Consider the following 15,641-nt stretch of genomic DNA (forward strand, 5'->3'; position numbering starts at 1 on the left):
GCATTTTTAAATATTGATATAGGCATACTTATTTTCAATCTTCATCCTATAAAGATTCATTATCCGTACTTGTTCCTCAGTTAATTCTTCTTTATCCCAATACATATGCATTAAACTATATTCAAAAATCTCCTTTAATTTGATAAAAAATGGAAATAGACCTATCATTTCTTTAGGGATCTCATTTTCTTCTTGGTATCCGTCGATTATTGCATTTGTAATAGAATTCTCATAGTCGACTATGTTACCATTCCCAACGAATGAATATTCTATCGCACTATAGATTGGGACTGCTAAATCGAATATGTAAAAATGTTTCTCACAGTCTTGAAAATCAATCATTGTTAAATTCGAATTATTTTCGACTAATATGTTTTCTAACCATAAATCTCCATGTATTAAGCCGTAATTTGAAGGATCCTTTGGCAGTTCCTTTATAGAAGTTAAAACGTCAGATGCAATTTCTCTTATAGTAGTTTCTTCTTTAGGGATATAGTTAATAAAATTATACTCTTCATTTTCATACCAGTCGTTTATATGTATTACTGGTTCAATTCTTTCAAAGTCTTTAGATATACGATGCAATTTTCCAATTTGTTGACCAAGCTTTTTAAATACATTAGAATTCCATTCGTTTCTTGGTAAATGTATACCAGGAGCAGCTTTATATAATACAGTAAAGAGTTCTTTGTCTAATGTTATTTTTTCTACTAAATCCCCTGATATAGAAGGAATTATTGGAGGGACTCCTAACCCTTTTTTATATAAAAAGTCCGTATATTTAACTTCTTCCAACTGTTCTTCATACGTTTTATAGTTAGTTATTCTAACGAAGTAATTACCTTGTTCTGCGAGACATTGATACATTTCGTTTGTTACTGGTATAATTTCAATAAAATTCAATGGATATAGTTTATTAATTTGTTTAAGCATTTCTTTTTCTAAATTTTTCATTATAACTTCCTTTCCAAACATAAATTTTCCACCCACAAAACTATTAGTTCCTTATCTTACAAATTTCGTGTTTTATTTGGTAGAATCCTTTAAAAAGATATATCCTGTAAAAGCCCGATTAGTACGGAATAATAATCGGTGGGGAAGAATAAACTCCACCCTGATTAAAATTTCACTTCATTGGAAAGTTAAGTAAGTGTATGACAAAATAAGATAGCTGAAAAAATATGAAAATAAAAGTTACATATAGTAGTTAAGTTTTTTTGTGGAAGTGTAATGTTATAAATCACAAGAAATATCAAAAGAAGGAAAAGGATACCTCATATAATCTTATTGGGGAGTGAAGTTATTGAATAAACATATACAACTTATGATCGATTGGATTGAGGGGAATTTGAAAAGTGAATTTTCATTAGATGAATTATCTAATTATATGGGGTATACTCCTTATTATTGTTCTTTTAAATTTCACCAAGTAACAGGAATAAGTATTAGACGCTATATTCTTCTCAGAAGATTGTATTTATCTACGGAAGATAATTGATATTGCATTTAATTACGATTACTCTTCGCAAGAGGCTTATAGTAGAGCTTTTAAAACTGTTTTTGGTATAACCCCAAGAGAATTCCAACTTAACAAAAAGCACGTTCAATCATTTATTAAACTCTCAATCAATAATGGCAAGGAGTGGGATAGAATGAATTTTTCTAGAAAAATTGAAGTTGATCAGTTACGAAATGCGAAGAGTGAGCTGTTTGATAAAGATGTACTAAACATATTAAATGGTCAATTTATGTATGAAGAATTTAAAAGTGAAAAACTAATGGGGGAGTCTGATTACGCTCCATTTAATGAAGCTATGTGTGTAAATACGACTACTGCACAGATTTTTGATGATGAGTTTATTAAAACAAGGGCAGAAGGACACCGAGGTACTGTAGAAAATTATACGAAAAAGGTTATTCATCCTTTAGAGGATCTTTTTAAGAAAGAGTATAAATGTATTGTTTTATGGTTCGGTGAAGATATGTTTTGCCAAATGAATCTACTTACAGTACTTTCTTACCTTGAACAGTCTGGTTATAAGGGCAAAGTATACTTAAATAGCTTCAGAGAGGATGAATTTAAAGTAAGTCAAATTGAACTTGAATTAGGAAACTATTTTTCTGTTTACAATGAAGTGCTAGTAAATCATAAAAAGCCATCTCATGAGGTACTACCTGTAATGTATCAGGCGATAGATTTATATTTAGAAATGCTAAAAGAAAATAATGTAGTAGTAAAGTATATTTCCAAAAATAAAGGTTTACCAACACAAGAGTTATTAAAAAGGTTGTTTAATCTCTTTCCAACAATAGGATATGGGGACCTACAATATATAGAACTTATTAATAAAGCGAGATGAAATTGAAACTAATTAGAAGAGAATACAGTAAAAAAGATGCACCTAAAAGTATAGGTGCATCTTTTTTACTTATATTTGTTCAAGTAATTCCAATTCTTCTTCTACAAATGCCATTAATTCTTTTATTGTTTCACTAGAAAAATCAAAGCGAATTCCAGCTGCTGCATATACTTCTGTTAAGGGTTTAGAGCTACCTAGAGATAATGCTTTTTTATAGTTTTGTAGTGCTTGTTTAGGATTCTCTTTATATTGTTTATACATTTGCAATGCACCAAGTTGCGCGATTGCATATTCGATATAATAGAATGGTATTTCGAAAATGTGTAGTACAGGTAACCAGCCAGTTGCTATCCAATTTTCATAGCCTTCAATATTTACCACATTCGATTGGTAAGAGTTATGTAATTCTAAATATTTTTCATTTCTTTCTTTAGCAGTATGATTTGGATTTTCATACATCCAATGTTGGAATTGATCAACGATAAGCATTTGTGGTAAATACTTAACAATATCTTTAAAGAAATCCAATTTTGCTTTTATAACTTCTTCTGTATTCTCATAAAATGTATCCCAATACTCCATCGAAAACAATTCCATTGTCATGCTGGCTAGCTCAGCTGATTCTGAAGGGATTTCTAAATGTTTTTGTAGCTCTAGCTGCTTCATACATTCATTATGAATACTATGGCCCATTTCATGGAGGAAAGTAGTAACATCATAATGTGTATGATTGAGATTCATAAAAATAAAAGATAATTGAGAAGCAGGTAAGTGTTCGCAAAAACCACCAGCTGCTTTTCCTTTACGACTTTCTAAGTCTAAGCAATCATTTTTATGCATTCGGCTCAATAATGCATAAAATTCATGGTCTAGTTTGTGTAAAATATGAGAACTTTTTTCGATTAAATCACTTTCGTTTTCAATAGGTTTTAATACTTTTTGATTTGGTGCGGCTGCTTTTAAATCCCACGGACGAAGTGTATCTACTTGAAGTTCAGCTTTTTTCTCATTAAATATATTATCAATAAGTGGTACAACGTATTTACGAACAGATTCAGCAAGCTCATAGCAATCATCAGCCGTATAATCAAAACGTTCATATTTTTTAAACATATAATCACGATAATTATTTAATTGAATGTTTTTTGCTTTTTGGTGACGGATTGTGATTAATTCATTTAAAATGGTTTGTAGTTTCTTCTCAACAGATAAGTACTGTTCAGAGATAAGTGTTTTTGCTTTTTTTCGTATATCACGATTCGGATCTTGTAAGTAAGATTGTAGTTCAGTAATTGTTTTTTCTTCGCCATTCCATGACGCAGTCAAACTGCCCGTAATTTCGAAATATTCGGTTACTAATTTGTCTTCTTTCACTTCTAAATCAATGTTCTTTTCACAAAATAATGTTTGTGCATTTTTTATTTTTTTATCTAGTATGCTATAAGTTTTTGGATCAAGTAGCATTCGAAATGGTGATTCTAAATATTTATTATCAAATGAATTTTGATAACGTTTCAAAAGAGGCCTTACATATTGTTGATCAAATTCAAACGTATCTTTTATTTCTTTGTTATCTGTATTACATTGAAAAGCAATATAGTGTAATCTTAATTGTTCTTCGATTTTCCATATTAATTTCGACTGTATTTTTAGCCAATTTTCTAAATCTTCATCTGAAGAAATAGGCTTACTTAATAAAGTAGACAATTCGTTTTCTAGCTCATGTATATTACGGATATCGATCGTATTAGAGTTCTGCATTATTTACCCCTCACTTTTTATTTACTCAAGGAGGTATTCTTCTTTTTCGCTATGATTCCTTTTTTGCCTAGAAAATTTGTACCTATTACTCCAAGAACAATCATAAGTGTACCGACAATATGATAGTAGGCAATTTGCTCGTGTAAGAATACAACGCCTGCGATAATGGTAATAAGTGTAGATAAGTTGCTAAAAACACTTATTTTTGCTGCTTCAATATAAGATAATGAATAGTTTAATAACAATGCTGTCAGTAAGGAAGATAGTAATCCTAAATATAAAATGGAGATAAGGAATATTCCATTTGTAAATGGCTTAAAGTATACAGTTATTGTACCTTTGTTCATATGGTCAATGATCGCGATGACATTAAAACTAATAAAACCGATTGCTGTCATTGTGTATGTTAAATCCATTAGCTTGAATTTCTTTGTCATTTTTCGAGCTAATACATTGTAGCAAGCAGATGATAATGCCGATAATAAAATGAGAATAACGCCGATGAAGTTCGTTTCATGAGCTCCTATACCATTCATGATAAATATATATATGACACCGACGACAGAAATAAATACAGATGTTTTTTGCCATGTATTCGTATACTCTTTTAAAAAATAGGAAGCGAGTATCATTGTAAATATAGGAATAGCTGCTTGTATAATTCCAGCTTCAGAAGAACTTGTATATACTAATCCAAATGCTTGGAAAGCAAAGAATAGTGCTGGATAAAATATTGCGAGTGGTAAAAGAGTAAGTATGTTTTTAAATGAAATATTTAACTTTACAAAACCGAAAATAACCGGAATGGTTGCTGCTATGAAGGCAACTGTAAAACGGTGAGCCAGAGTATCAAGAGGACTCGTAATGGTTAGTGCTAGTTTCACAAACATAAATGAAAATCCAATAATAAATGAATAGAGTAATGCTGATATATATGCTTTTGTTGTATTTTTCATAATTTCACCTCATAGTAGTTAATTTCTTACTGGCCAGTATACGTACATAGTAATCCTTCTAATCTAGTGCTACAATGTGAACAAACATAAATTGTACCGGTACAAAAAATATAGGAGGTGTAATGATGTATAAGTATTTACATGTTTTGAACGATCTAGAAAGTATGATTCAAAATGGTGAGATAAAAGAAGGGAAGAAATTACCGTCTATACGTGCGCTTGTTACACAATACGAATGTAATAAGGCGACAATTATACGGGCGCTTCACGAATTAGAAAAACGCCATATTATTTATTCTGTACCTCAAAGTGGATACTACGTTGTTAAAAAATCTGGAAGTTACGTAGAAAGTAACGAGATTATTGATTTCGCTTCTTCAGCACCAGATCCCGATGTTTTTCCATACTTGGATTTTCAGCATTGTATTAATAAAGCGATTGATACATATAAGAATGATTTGTTTATATACGGAACACCGAAAGGATTACCATCCTTAATTTCGGTTGTTCAAAAACAATTAGCAAACTATCAAGTTTTCACGAAGGAAGATAATATATTTATAACGTCAGGTGTGCAACAAGCACTTGCTATATTAACTTCTATACCATTTCCGAATGGACATGGCACAATTCTAATTGAACAACCGAGTTACCATTTATATATAGAATATGTAGAAACAAATAAGATCCCTGTAATCGGAATAAAGCGTACACATGAAGGGATAGATTTAAATGAACTAGAGAAGATATTCCGAACAGAAAAAATTAAATTCTTTTATACAATACCAAGGTTTCATCATCCACTTGGAACGTCGTATTCTAAAAAAGAGAGAGAAAAGATTATTAAACTTGCGAAGAAATATAATGTATTTATAGTGGAAGATGATTATTTAGCAGATTTAGAGACTGATTCAAAAGTAGATCCTTTTTACAGTCAAGATAATTGTAACCATGTTATATATTTGAAAAGTTACTCAAAGATTATTTTTCCAGGTTTACGAGTTGGAGTTGCAGTCATTCCACCATCCATCGCAAATGATTTCCATAAATATAAAAAGATATTAGATATTGATAGTCCGATGATTTCTCAAGCTGCTTTAGAAATTTATATAAAGAGCGGAATGTTTGAACGCCATAAAAGTAAAATTAAATATTCATACTACAATAGATCAATAAAACTAGCAGAAATATTAGAAAAAATGCAAAATGAAAACCCATCTTTGTTTACATATAATAAGCAAAATACATTGGGAATACACACTTGTTTAGAAATGCAAAAAAACATAGTGACGGAAATACTTATAAAAAAATTAAGTGAAAATCAAATAAGTATTGATTCTATTGATAGAAATTATTTAAATGATTTTCATAAAGAAAGGTTGTTGAAGTTAAACGTATCGAATGTAAAGGAAGATAAGATTGAAGAAGGTATTCGCAAAGTAATTGAGGAAGTAACACAATTGGGACGTCTAGATTTTCAATTTAAAAAAGAATAATACGTATAAGGAGGTTTGTTATGAAACGAAAAATAATAGCCTTGTTTGTATGTATTACTATAGTTATTGCAGCACTTGTAATTATTGTAAATAATAAAGAAAGTGACAAATGTATAGCAGTTGCTATGTATTCGAGAGGTGTTATAGTGGATCATAACAATGAACCTATATCTAATGTGAAAATTTATGAAGATTCCATTAAAAGTAAAGAGCGTGCTATTTCAAATCTACAAGGTGAATTTGAAATTATCAATGGCGTGTGTGGTAAAATTACGTTACAATTTGTTACTCCTGATGGAGAAATCTATACGAAAAAATATGATAGTGAGCATATACCAAAAATAATTAAACTTAGTGATAAAAATGAAGGAGAATGATATGAAACCATTACAGGGTAAAGTTGCGGTTGTGGCCGGAGCAACAAGAGGTGCTGGAAGAGGTATTGCGATGATGCTTGGAGAAGCCGGAGCAACTGTATATGTAACAGGAAGAAGTACAAAAGGGAATTTATCCTCGATGGGACGAACAGAAACGATTGATGAAACCGCAGAGCTTGTTACAAAGCAAGGTGGAAGAGGAATCGCAGTTCGTGTTGACCATACGGTAGAAGAAGATATTAAAGCATTATTTGCAAAAATTGAAGATGAACAAAACGGTCAGCTTGATATTTTAGTAAACGATGTTTGGGGTGGTGATCCTTTAACGGAATGGGAGAAACCTTTCTGGGAACACAATCTACATAACGGATTATTAATGCAACAAAGAGCGGTTCATTCTCATATAATGACAAGTCATTACGGCGTACCATTAATGGTGAAAAATAAGAAGGGGCTTGTTATTGAAATTACAGATGGTGTCGACTATCAATACAGAGGAAATTTATACTATAGTTTAGCAAAAATCTCAACAATTCATTTAGCAGAAGCAATGGCGAAAGATTTAGAACAACACAATATTACAGCAATTGCAGTTAGTCCAGGATTCCTTCGTTCAGAAGCGATGTTAGATATATTTGGTGTAACAGAGGAAAATTGGCGAGACGGAGTAAAACAAGATCCTCATTTTATAGCATCAGAAACTCCTTTCTTTGTTGGCAGAGCAATTGCGTCTTTAGCAAGCGATCCAACTGTTCATGAAAAAAATGGACGGGCGCTAAGTTCATGGGAATTAGGAAGGGAGTATGGATTTACAGATATGGATGGAAGAAGACCCGATTGGGGGAAATACTTCGAAGAGAATGTTTTAAATCAAAATTAATATTTTTTAAGAGCACTCATTTGTAGGAGTGCTCTTTTTTATTTAAGAATAAGTATTATAGATTTTCTACAAAAAAAGATGGTAAATAATTCCTGTTCGATGGTATCCTTTAAGTATAGTTTATATATATTATATGGGGGGAAGTATATGGCAGTTCTTGTAGTAGAAAATTTATATCAAATGTCTTTATTACTAATGCTTTTATGCTCATTTTTCTTTTATAGATATTTAAAGAATATAAAACGTGAGAGAAAGCTTACTCTTTTTGAATTTACGATGTATATTATTACTCTATTTACGATTTATACTTGGGCATTCACTTCTATTATTAAATTTTTGTCTAAATCATAATTTACATTGAAACTCTCTATTATAAAGTAGTTACTTTTACCTTCTAGGAATATAAATATAGTCTGTGTCTAAATCAATTACAATATCACTTAAAATATCTTTTAAATAAACTTTTGAAATGAGTTGATAGTTATTTCTAACGCAAAACAAGGCAACAATTTCGTTATAAGATAAATCATCGCGTTTTACGTTTTTATACTTTTTCTTTAAATCAGCAATAGAACAGTTACTTCCAATAACATACTCATTAATTTCATATCCATCAAATTCAATTATCATGTGATCACTGTTGATTGCTAGTCAACGTTATAGCTTTAATTTTGGATGAATCTATTATACATTGTTTGAAGTTTAGTGAGAATATATTTTTGTAAAGTGAGAGGGTAGTAATGGAACAATATAAGTTAGTTTTAGAAGGACCTAAACAATTAAATTGGCAAACTTGTGAAATTAAGTCTATACAGGATGATGAAATTATCATTAAAACAATTGCAGGAGCAATAAGTATTGGGGCAGAGTTACCGCAGTATAAAGAATCGGACATTTCAGATGTTAATCCTGTATATCCGAGAGAAACTGGATATGAAAGTTATGGTGAAGTTATTCAAGTTGGTAATAAAGTAACAAATTTAAACGTAGGCGATAAAGTAGTTTCTTTTTATGGGCATCAAACGATAGGAATAGTTAAGGGACATAAAGTAATTCGAGTACCTAGTTATATAAAGCCTAAAGTTGCCTTATTATCCATTCTGTCATGTGATGCTGCTAAAGGAGTATTAAAATTAAACCTACGACGGGATAAAGTGAAACTTTAATCAGTGGGGGGTTCTTTATTCCCACTGATTATTAGTTGAACCAATCGGGCTTTTACGGGCAGTGGATCCCCCACTTAACTTCTTTGATTTCGCTGGATTTTGAGGTAGGGGTCTTACTGCCCGTTAATGCGGGATAAAAAAGTACTAATAACTGGCATGGGGGTTATGGGTTTACTCACATGTTATTTCTTAAAATATTATGTAGGTGTTGATCATGTGGATGTTGTTGAACCTAATAGAAATAGAAGAGAATTGGCACAGAAATTTGGTGCAAAAAATATATATGATTCAGAAGAGCAAATAATAGAAACATATAGTTACGGTTTTGAATGTTCAGCTACAAATAGCGGATTTCGTACATTGCAAAAAGCCCTTAATAATAATGGTGTAATATGTATACTTTCTGATGGTAATAAAGTTGAACTAACATTAATCGCCGACTTTTATCGGAAAGAATTGCAGATCATTGGGTCAAGTGACGGATATGATTATCAAAAACATGCAGATTGGTTTTTTAGAAAAATAGAACAAACACCGTTTATAGAAGAAATTTTTCAACATGACATAAATTATACCGCACTCGTACAATGTTTTGAGGAATTGGGGCAAGGGATAATTAATCCTTTAAAAGTATACATTTCATATGAATAATGAAAAAACTAACCAAATATTTGTCACATACCTTACATATGTTTCGTCTTAATTATGATATTCAAAATGAGGAGGAACACATATGAAAATTTTTGTAGCAGGTGCAACGGGTGTAATAGGACGTTCTTTATTGCCAATGTTAATAAAAGAGGGGCATACGGTGTGAGCAATGATTCGTAATGAATCGCAAGTAGAAGCAATAAAGAAAGTTGGTGCAATACCAGTAATAGCCGATGTATTTAATCGTCATGCTGTATTTTCTGTATTAGAAGAAACAAATCTCGATGTAGTAATTCATCAATTAACATCATTGTCTACATGGGATTTTGAGGATAATGCATAAATTAGAATCGAAGGTACTCGTAATCTCGTTGACGCAGCTAAAAATGTAGGTGTAAAGAAAATAATTGCTCAAAGTATTTTGTGGGCATATGAACCAGGAGATACGCTTGCATCAGAAACAGATCCTCTAGATTTTTCAGCTTCTATGCCTCGTCAAGTTACGATAAATGGTATTGTTAAATTAGAAGAAATAGTCTCTGAATTAACCGAAGTAGTTATACTTCGGTACGGTACGTTATATGGTCCAGGAACGTGGTATACGGAAAACGGAGTGATTGCGAATCAAGTTCGAAATAACGAAATTGTTGCGACCGATGGGATAAGCTCGTTTATACATGTCGAGGATGCAGCTAAGGCAGCAGTGTTAGCTCTTAATTGGCCCTCAGGTATAGTAAATGTAGTTGATGATTACCCAGCTACTAGTAAAGAGTGGTTACCGATATATGCAACTGCAATTGGGGCACCTAATCCTAAGATTCAAGCGTGGAAGAATAGCTGGGAGAGGGGTGCTTCAAATAATAAAGCACGTAAAGAGTATGGATGGATACCTTTATATCCTTCATGGTCTGAAGGGTTTAAAGATTTGATGAGTATGTGAAACATCATAAAAATCTTTTTATGGGAATACTAGTAACATTCACAATTAAAGGATTGGACCGTAATGAATATACTTTTTGAAAGCTTTATTTTAATCATCACTGGAATTATTTTTTTAAAATTGACAGGTAGTAAATCTGTTAGCCAAATGACGAGAGCTGAAATTATTATTGTTGTTTCTATAGGCCGTATTATTGTAGAACCTATATTAAGTAGGAAAGTAGTCCCATCTATTTTTACTGCGTTTATTTTTGCGAGTGTTTTACTTATCATTCATTTTTTTGAATTGAAATCACGAAAAATAGAAAAGTTTCTAAATGGAACTAGCATTATTGTTATAGAAAACGGGGAGATTTTAAAAAAGAATTTATTACGCGCAAAAATGTCAGAACAACAATTATTTATGCATCTGAGAGAAAAAGGTATACATGAAATCAAGAATTTACAACAAGCAACTGTAGAAACGAACGGACGTATTGGATACAAACTAACTACCACGGCTCAACCGATTACTTTGGAAATGTTAGAAAAGCTATTAGAGCAATACAATCTTAAAAAATAGTTGTAGACTGAAAAACGCTTTCTGTACATAAAGGTATTTTTCGCAAATATGTAAAAGTCCCTTCAGTAATTCTGAAGGGATTTTCGTGCTATCTACTGTATCTATTAATTTAATTTGTGTCTATTAAGATTGGAAGGTATTATTTTTAACGGTCTCATCATATCATGGTCTTCATGCTCTAAGCGATGACAATGCCATACATAATCTCCAGAATAGGGTTCAAACTTCATTATGATTCGAACGGTTTGTTCACCTGCTACTAGCACGGTATCTTTTAAACCAAAATCAGCTGGGAGAGGCTCTAACAAGTTTCCATTCAAATCATGACGATCAAGAACTCGAAAAGTATGTGCTTGTATTTTACCTAGGGTGATAACGATCAATATTATGATTAACAACATTAAAATTCAAAAAATATATAGAATGAATAATTGACAAAAAATGAGAATAGTAGTAACCTAACGTAAAACATACGCTACCGTATTTTATTGGAGAGATGATATGCAATTAACGAGGGAAGACTGGATAAAAGTAGGATTACAACAATTAGCTAATGAAGGAATACATAAAGTTCGCATTGAAGCACTTGCTCGATTGCTAAAAATAAGCAAAGGAAGCTTCTATCACTATTTTCGTGACCATCAAGAACTTTTAGATTCTATGCTTGACTTTTGGGAAGTTCATGCAACAAAGCTGATTGTTCAAAGTATGGAGCAACAGGATTCCTCTTTAGAACAGCTATTACAGATTAGTTTTAATCGAGATAAAAAAATTGAGAATGGTATTTATGCTTGGGCTAAATATGATCCTGTTGTGGCAACACGTTTAGTAGATATAGAAGAACAAAGAATTTCTTGTGTTGCAAAATTGTATCAAAAAATGGGCATAGACGAAACTGAATCAATTGCTCGAGCGAGACTTGCCTATTTAACGTATGTAGGTTGGATGACAAGGTTTGAAGCAAATCCTAATTTTGATATTGATAAAATGGTTGAGCTTTTAACTTCTTTCAGCGGGTGTACAAACATCGACTGAAAGAAGTAAAGCCTCCGAACGCAATTATGCTAAGGCATAATTGATTATTCGATAATTAATGTCCCTAATATGGTTATAAAACCTGAAGGGACAAAATTTTTACTGTAACATACGGTAGTGTATGTTATTTTTGAAGTTACGACATTGGGGGCAAATAAATGAAATTACTATTAACATTAGTAGCTGTAGTGCTTCTGTGTTTTATTAGTTTTTTGCATATTTATTGGGCTTTTGGAGGTCGATGGGGTTCTGCCGCTGTTATCCCAGTAAAAGAGGGAGAACATAAGCCTGCTTTTACTCCGAGAATATGGGGAACATTATTCATAGCCATTCTTATTCTACTAGCTAGTGTCATTATTGTTGTTCAAGCAGATTATTTGCAGGGGTTCCAGGCAAATAGTTTATCTAAAATCGGAAGTATTGTCTGTGCTTTAGTTTTTATTATTAGGGCAATTGGTGATTTTAAGTTTGTTGGATTTTTCAAGAAAATTAAACATTCTCAATTTGCTAAATACGACACTTGGTTCTATAGTCCATTATGTTTATTCTTTGGTTTTGTCTATATCATGTTGTTGTTTTAATAAGTATAATGAATTCTGTATAAAATAAATTTTATACAGGAAGAAAACACCTCTTATTGAACAAGTAGTAATAAAAAGAAGTTTGAGCATAGCAATAGAGCAATACGGGTTCTGTTGACAGCGAAGTCCGCTATGATAAGTCATTTGTGGTTAAAAAGAGGATAGATAGAGCGAATTTATTCAAGCTCTTCTATCCTTTTAATTTCTATACATATAATGTATGACATTATATAAGAATTCACTATTAATAATAGGTCCAGCTAATATCTTGATTTTTAATAAAATTTAAAAGTGTTGGTTTTTTATTGGGTAAATAAGAGGTTAGTTGTTGTTTTGGAGTTTAAATCATTGATTTAAACTTGGTAATTGTATCATATAATCTTTCTAATCCAATCAACATATCTTTTTCATTTAACATTGAATAACTAATTCGCAAATGATTATATTGAGTTTCATGGTTTAACAGACAAGCTGTGCCGGGTAAAAAAGAAACATCTACTTCATTCGCTTTTTGTAATAATGTAAAAGGATCGATTGACTGAGGGAGTGTAACCCATAAGTTAAATCCTCCATTAGGTACTATAAATTCTAATTCTTTTAATGGAGATAATATATCAATTGTTAAATCGCGTCTAATTTGTAAAGCAGTACGTAATTTTTCTAAATGATTTTTCATTCGTTCCGCTCGTAAAAAAGGAAGTAGTGCTTTTTGTGTCAATAAGGGGCTACCTATATCCATCGAAGCTTTCACGGCATATAACCATTCAAAAATAGGACCCTCAGCTGCAAGCGCCGCGATGCGCAGACCTGGTGCTAATGTTTTACTAAATCCTTTTAAATATATAACGTGACCATTTGTATCAAAGCTTTTTATTGGAGGGGGAATTTTAAAATCCTCAAAATATATCTCTCCGAAAGAATCATCCTCTAAAATGAAAAATTGATAAAGCTCTGCTAGTTCTACAAGCTCCATTCTTCTTCCTTTGCTCATTACTGTGCCCGTTGGATTCTGAAAAGTAGGATTCACATATAACAAAACAGGATTCTTTCTTTGACAAATATCATCGATTAAGTCTGAGCGAATGCCGTTGTTATCAAGACTAACAGGGATAATTTGAACTCCTTTATTAATAAATACATCAAGCGCCGCTCCATAACATGGACTTTCTACTAACACTATGTCTCCAGGCTTTAATAACGTTTGGGCGATTAAATCAATTCCTTGCTGGGCACCGCTTGTAATTAATAATTGAGATGGATCTGTAACTACTTTTTGGTGTTCTTTTAAGTAGTTTGTTATTTCCACTCTAAGTTCTTTATCACCTTGAACAGGTCCGTATGTTGCCAGTATCATTTGATCCTTATTAAGTAATTTGTGCATTTCATCTGAAAGAAACGGATTTGGTAGTAAACGTGGATAAAGGACCGCCTGTGAAAAATCGAAATATTTACGGTGTTGGTTCATTACATATTGAGAACGCATAACATTAATGGATTTCGTTTTTTGCCATTGATACGGAATTGGTTTGAAATCTTTATTTACACGTTTATGTATATAGGTACCTTTTCCTTGCTCAATGCGTATATATTCTTTCGTTTCTAACTGCTTATACGCTTTACGAACAGTTAATAAACTAATTTGTAAATCATCGGCCATAGAACGTAAGGAAGGGAGGTAATCGCCATGTGAAAGCATCCCGCTTTGAATTCTCTCAACGATTTGCATATATATTTGTTGGTAATATGGTATGTTGGATTCTTTACGCAGTACTATCTTCATAGAATCACCTGTTTTTCTTTTTAATTTAATTAAAGCGAAAAACATTCTGGCAATCAACTATATTTTTATTCCACTGTTATATGCGTTGATACACTGTTATACACCATATCCTCTATACTCGTTTCAAGAGTAAAAAGGAGGAAGCAAAATGGTCATTTTAAATTATATTTTAGTATGTATTATTTTTGGAACGACATTTTTAACGATAAAAATTGGAATAGAAGCGGGCGCACCACCATTATTTTCAGCTGGAATTCGTTTCTTTTTGGCGGGCCTTATTCTCATTATTATTTTTAAATTAAAGCGAAAGGATATTATGCCTTACTTAATATCGAAACGTATTATATATGCTGGTTTTTGTTTAACATTTATGACATTCGCGACCCTTTACTGGGCTGAACAATATATTTCTTCTGGATTAGCTGCAGTTCTATCTGCTACGGGTCCAATGATGATCTTGCTATTGCAATCAAAGAGAAATAAAACAAAATTGCAAAAAGAACAACTTGTCGCTTTAGTGATAGCACTCCTTGGTGTTTTTTGCATTTCTTTACCTGGAATGCATCAAGAACTTACATTAATATGGAGTATCGCTTGTCTTGTTATATTAGTAGGAGAGTTGTTTTATGGAATAGGTTCTATTCGTTCTAAAGAGATACTTTCAGATTTACCTAACGTATCACCATTTCTCATTAACGGCATTCAAATGTTTTATGGAGGAGTTTTGTTGTTAATTGTATCTATCGTAATGGAACATCCTAATCTAACAATCTTAACATCTTGGAATGTACAATGGCCAATTTTATATCTTATATTTGTAGGATCTATCGGTGGACACGGTTTATATTACTGGCTTTTATCAAAAACAAATCCTGTATTTCCATCAACGTGGTTATATGTATCTCCGTTAATCGCTGTTATTGTAGGTTATTTTGTATTAGGAGAACCATTAAATCCTACAATGGGAATTGGTGCTGGTTTAATCTTGATTGGTGTATTTTTAGCAAATCGTACTACGCTTGGAGTTTATTTTAAGCAGGGTAAGTTATTGAAGAAAGAGATTTAAATAGAAATTATCGGAGCATTTTAAAACAGAG

The 15,641-nt window shown here is 31.9% G+C and carries 13 protein-coding genes and 5 pseudogenes; 12 read left to right on the forward strand and 6 right to left on the reverse strand.

Annotation, left to right across the window (positions count from 1 at the left end; genetic code table 11):
* Positions 1 to 6 precede the first annotated feature (6 nt).
* Complete coding sequence (locus LUS72_RS12785; RefSeq protein ID WP_141536800.1) at positions 7 to 975, reverse strand: phosphotransferase enzyme family protein; 969 nt, start codon at positions 973 to 975, stop codon at positions 7 to 9.
* Between the two features lie 328 nt (positions 976 to 1,303).
* Here LUS72_RS12785 and LUS72_RS12790 point away from each other — a divergent pair.
* A pseudogene (locus LUS72_RS12790) lies at positions 1,304 to 2,360 on the forward strand (helix-turn-helix transcriptional regulator).
* 69 nt (positions 2,361 to 2,429) lie between these two features.
* On the opposite strand, the gene LUS72_RS12795 reads toward LUS72_RS12790, so the two are convergent.
* Both LUS72_RS12795 and LUS72_RS12800 read right to left on the reverse strand, forming a co-directional pair.
* Entirely contained in the window at positions 2,430 to 4,121 is a 1,692-nt protein-coding gene (locus LUS72_RS12795) for a M3 family oligoendopeptidase (RefSeq protein ID WP_097829228.1), read from the reverse strand.
* A 17-nt stretch (positions 4,122 to 4,138) separates the two neighbouring features.
* Positions 4,139 to 5,077, reverse strand: coding sequence for a DMT family transporter (locus LUS72_RS12800; RefSeq protein ID WP_097829229.1), 939 nt, complete (start codon positions 5,075 to 5,077; stop codon positions 4,139 to 4,141).
* Between the two features lie 125 nt (positions 5,078 to 5,202).
* Here LUS72_RS12800 and LUS72_RS12805 point away from each other — a divergent pair, with 125 nt between their 5' ends.
* The 4 genes from LUS72_RS12805 (at position 5,203) to LUS72_RS12820 (ending at position 8,181) form a co-directional block, all read left to right on the forward strand.
* Entirely contained in the window at positions 5,203 to 6,573 is a 1,371-nt protein-coding gene (locus LUS72_RS12805; protein ID WP_097829230.1) for an aminotransferase-like domain-containing protein, read from the forward strand.
* Between the two features lie 20 nt (positions 6,574 to 6,593).
* Positions 6,594 to 6,950, forward strand: coding sequence for a serine/threonine protein kinase (locus LUS72_RS12810; protein WP_097829231.1), 357 nt, complete (start codon positions 6,594 to 6,596; stop codon positions 6,948 to 6,950).
* A 1-nt stretch (position 6,951) separates the two neighbouring features.
* Positions 6,952 to 7,830: an SDR family oxidoreductase gene (locus LUS72_RS12815; protein ID WP_097829232.1), complete on the forward strand. Its 879-nt coding sequence runs from the start codon at positions 6,952 to 6,954 to the stop codon at positions 7,828 to 7,830.
* A 147-nt stretch (positions 7,831 to 7,977) separates the two neighbouring features.
* Positions 7,978 to 8,181, forward strand: a complete 204-nt coding sequence (locus LUS72_RS12820; RefSeq protein WP_071772571.1) for a hypothetical protein — start codon at positions 7,978 to 7,980, stop codon at positions 8,179 to 8,181.
* Between the two features lie 36 nt (positions 8,182 to 8,217).
* Here the strand turns inward: LUS72_RS12820 and LUS72_RS12825 are convergent, their stop codons facing one another.
* Complete coding sequence (locus LUS72_RS12825; RefSeq protein ID WP_097829233.1) at positions 8,218 to 8,460, reverse strand: hypothetical protein; 243 nt, start codon at positions 8,458 to 8,460, stop codon at positions 8,218 to 8,220.
* A gap of 110 nt (positions 8,461 to 8,570) precedes the next feature.
* On the opposite strand from LUS72_RS12825, the pseudogene LUS72_RS12830 reads away from it, so the two are divergent.
* The 4 genes and pseudogenes from LUS72_RS12830 to LUS72_RS12845 all read left to right on the forward strand — a co-directional run.
* Positions 8,571 to 8,981 (forward strand): annotated as a pseudogene (locus LUS72_RS12830) (alcohol dehydrogenase catalytic domain-containing protein); the annotation flags it as partial.
* Between the two features lie 150 nt (positions 8,982 to 9,131).
* Positions 9,132 to 9,647: pseudogene (locus LUS72_RS12835) on the forward strand (zinc-binding dehydrogenase); the annotation flags it as partial.
* Between the two features lie 82 nt (positions 9,648 to 9,729).
* Positions 9,730 to 10,587: pseudogene (locus LUS72_RS12840) on the forward strand (NAD-dependent epimerase/dehydratase family protein).
* 63 nt (positions 10,588 to 10,650) lie between these two features.
* Positions 10,651 to 11,148 carry a DUF421 domain-containing protein gene (locus LUS72_RS12845; RefSeq protein WP_097829234.1) on the forward strand — a complete coding sequence of 166 codons (498 nt, stop codon included), beginning with the start codon at positions 10,651 to 10,653 and terminating at the stop codon, positions 11,146 to 11,148.
* A gap of 104 nt (positions 11,149 to 11,252) precedes the next feature.
* Here LUS72_RS12845 and LUS72_RS12850 read toward each other — a convergent pair.
* Positions 11,253 to 11,495: pseudogene (locus tag LUS72_RS12850) on the reverse strand (multicopper oxidase domain-containing protein); the annotation flags it as partial.
* A gap of 154 nt (positions 11,496 to 11,649) precedes the next feature.
* Between LUS72_RS12850 and LUS72_RS12855 the strand changes: the two are divergent.
* Both LUS72_RS12855 and LUS72_RS12860 read left to right on the forward strand, forming a co-directional pair.
* Entirely contained in the window at positions 11,650 to 12,183 is a 534-nt protein-coding gene (locus tag LUS72_RS12855; protein ID WP_097829235.1) for a TetR/AcrR family transcriptional regulator, read from the forward strand.
* 158 nt (positions 12,184 to 12,341) lie between these two features.
* Positions 12,342 to 12,764, forward strand: a complete 423-nt coding sequence (locus LUS72_RS12860; protein ID WP_097829236.1) for a DUF3995 domain-containing protein — start codon at positions 12,342 to 12,344, stop codon at positions 12,762 to 12,764.
* A gap of 340 nt (positions 12,765 to 13,104) precedes the next feature.
* Here LUS72_RS12860 and LUS72_RS12865 read toward each other — a convergent pair whose 3' ends face one another.
* Positions 13,105 to 14,544, reverse strand: coding sequence for a MocR-like pyridoxine biosynthesis transcription factor PdxR (locus LUS72_RS12865; protein WP_097829490.1), 1,440 nt, complete (start codon positions 14,542 to 14,544; stop codon positions 13,105 to 13,107).
* Between the two features lie 148 nt (positions 14,545 to 14,692).
* On the opposite strand from LUS72_RS12865, the gene LUS72_RS12870 reads away from it, so the two are divergent.
* The gene (locus LUS72_RS12870; RefSeq protein ID WP_097829237.1) at positions 14,693 to 15,610 is read left to right on the forward strand and encodes a DMT family transporter; all 918 of its coding nucleotides are present in this window, start codon (positions 14,693 to 14,695) and stop codon (positions 15,608 to 15,610) included.
* Positions 15,611 to 15,641: the final 31 nt, after the last annotated feature.

Source organism: Bacillus cereus (assembly GCF_025917685.1).
In the GTDB taxonomy this organism is placed as follows: Bacteria; Bacillota; Bacilli; order Bacillales; family Bacillaceae_G; genus Bacillus_A; species Bacillus_A cereus_AT.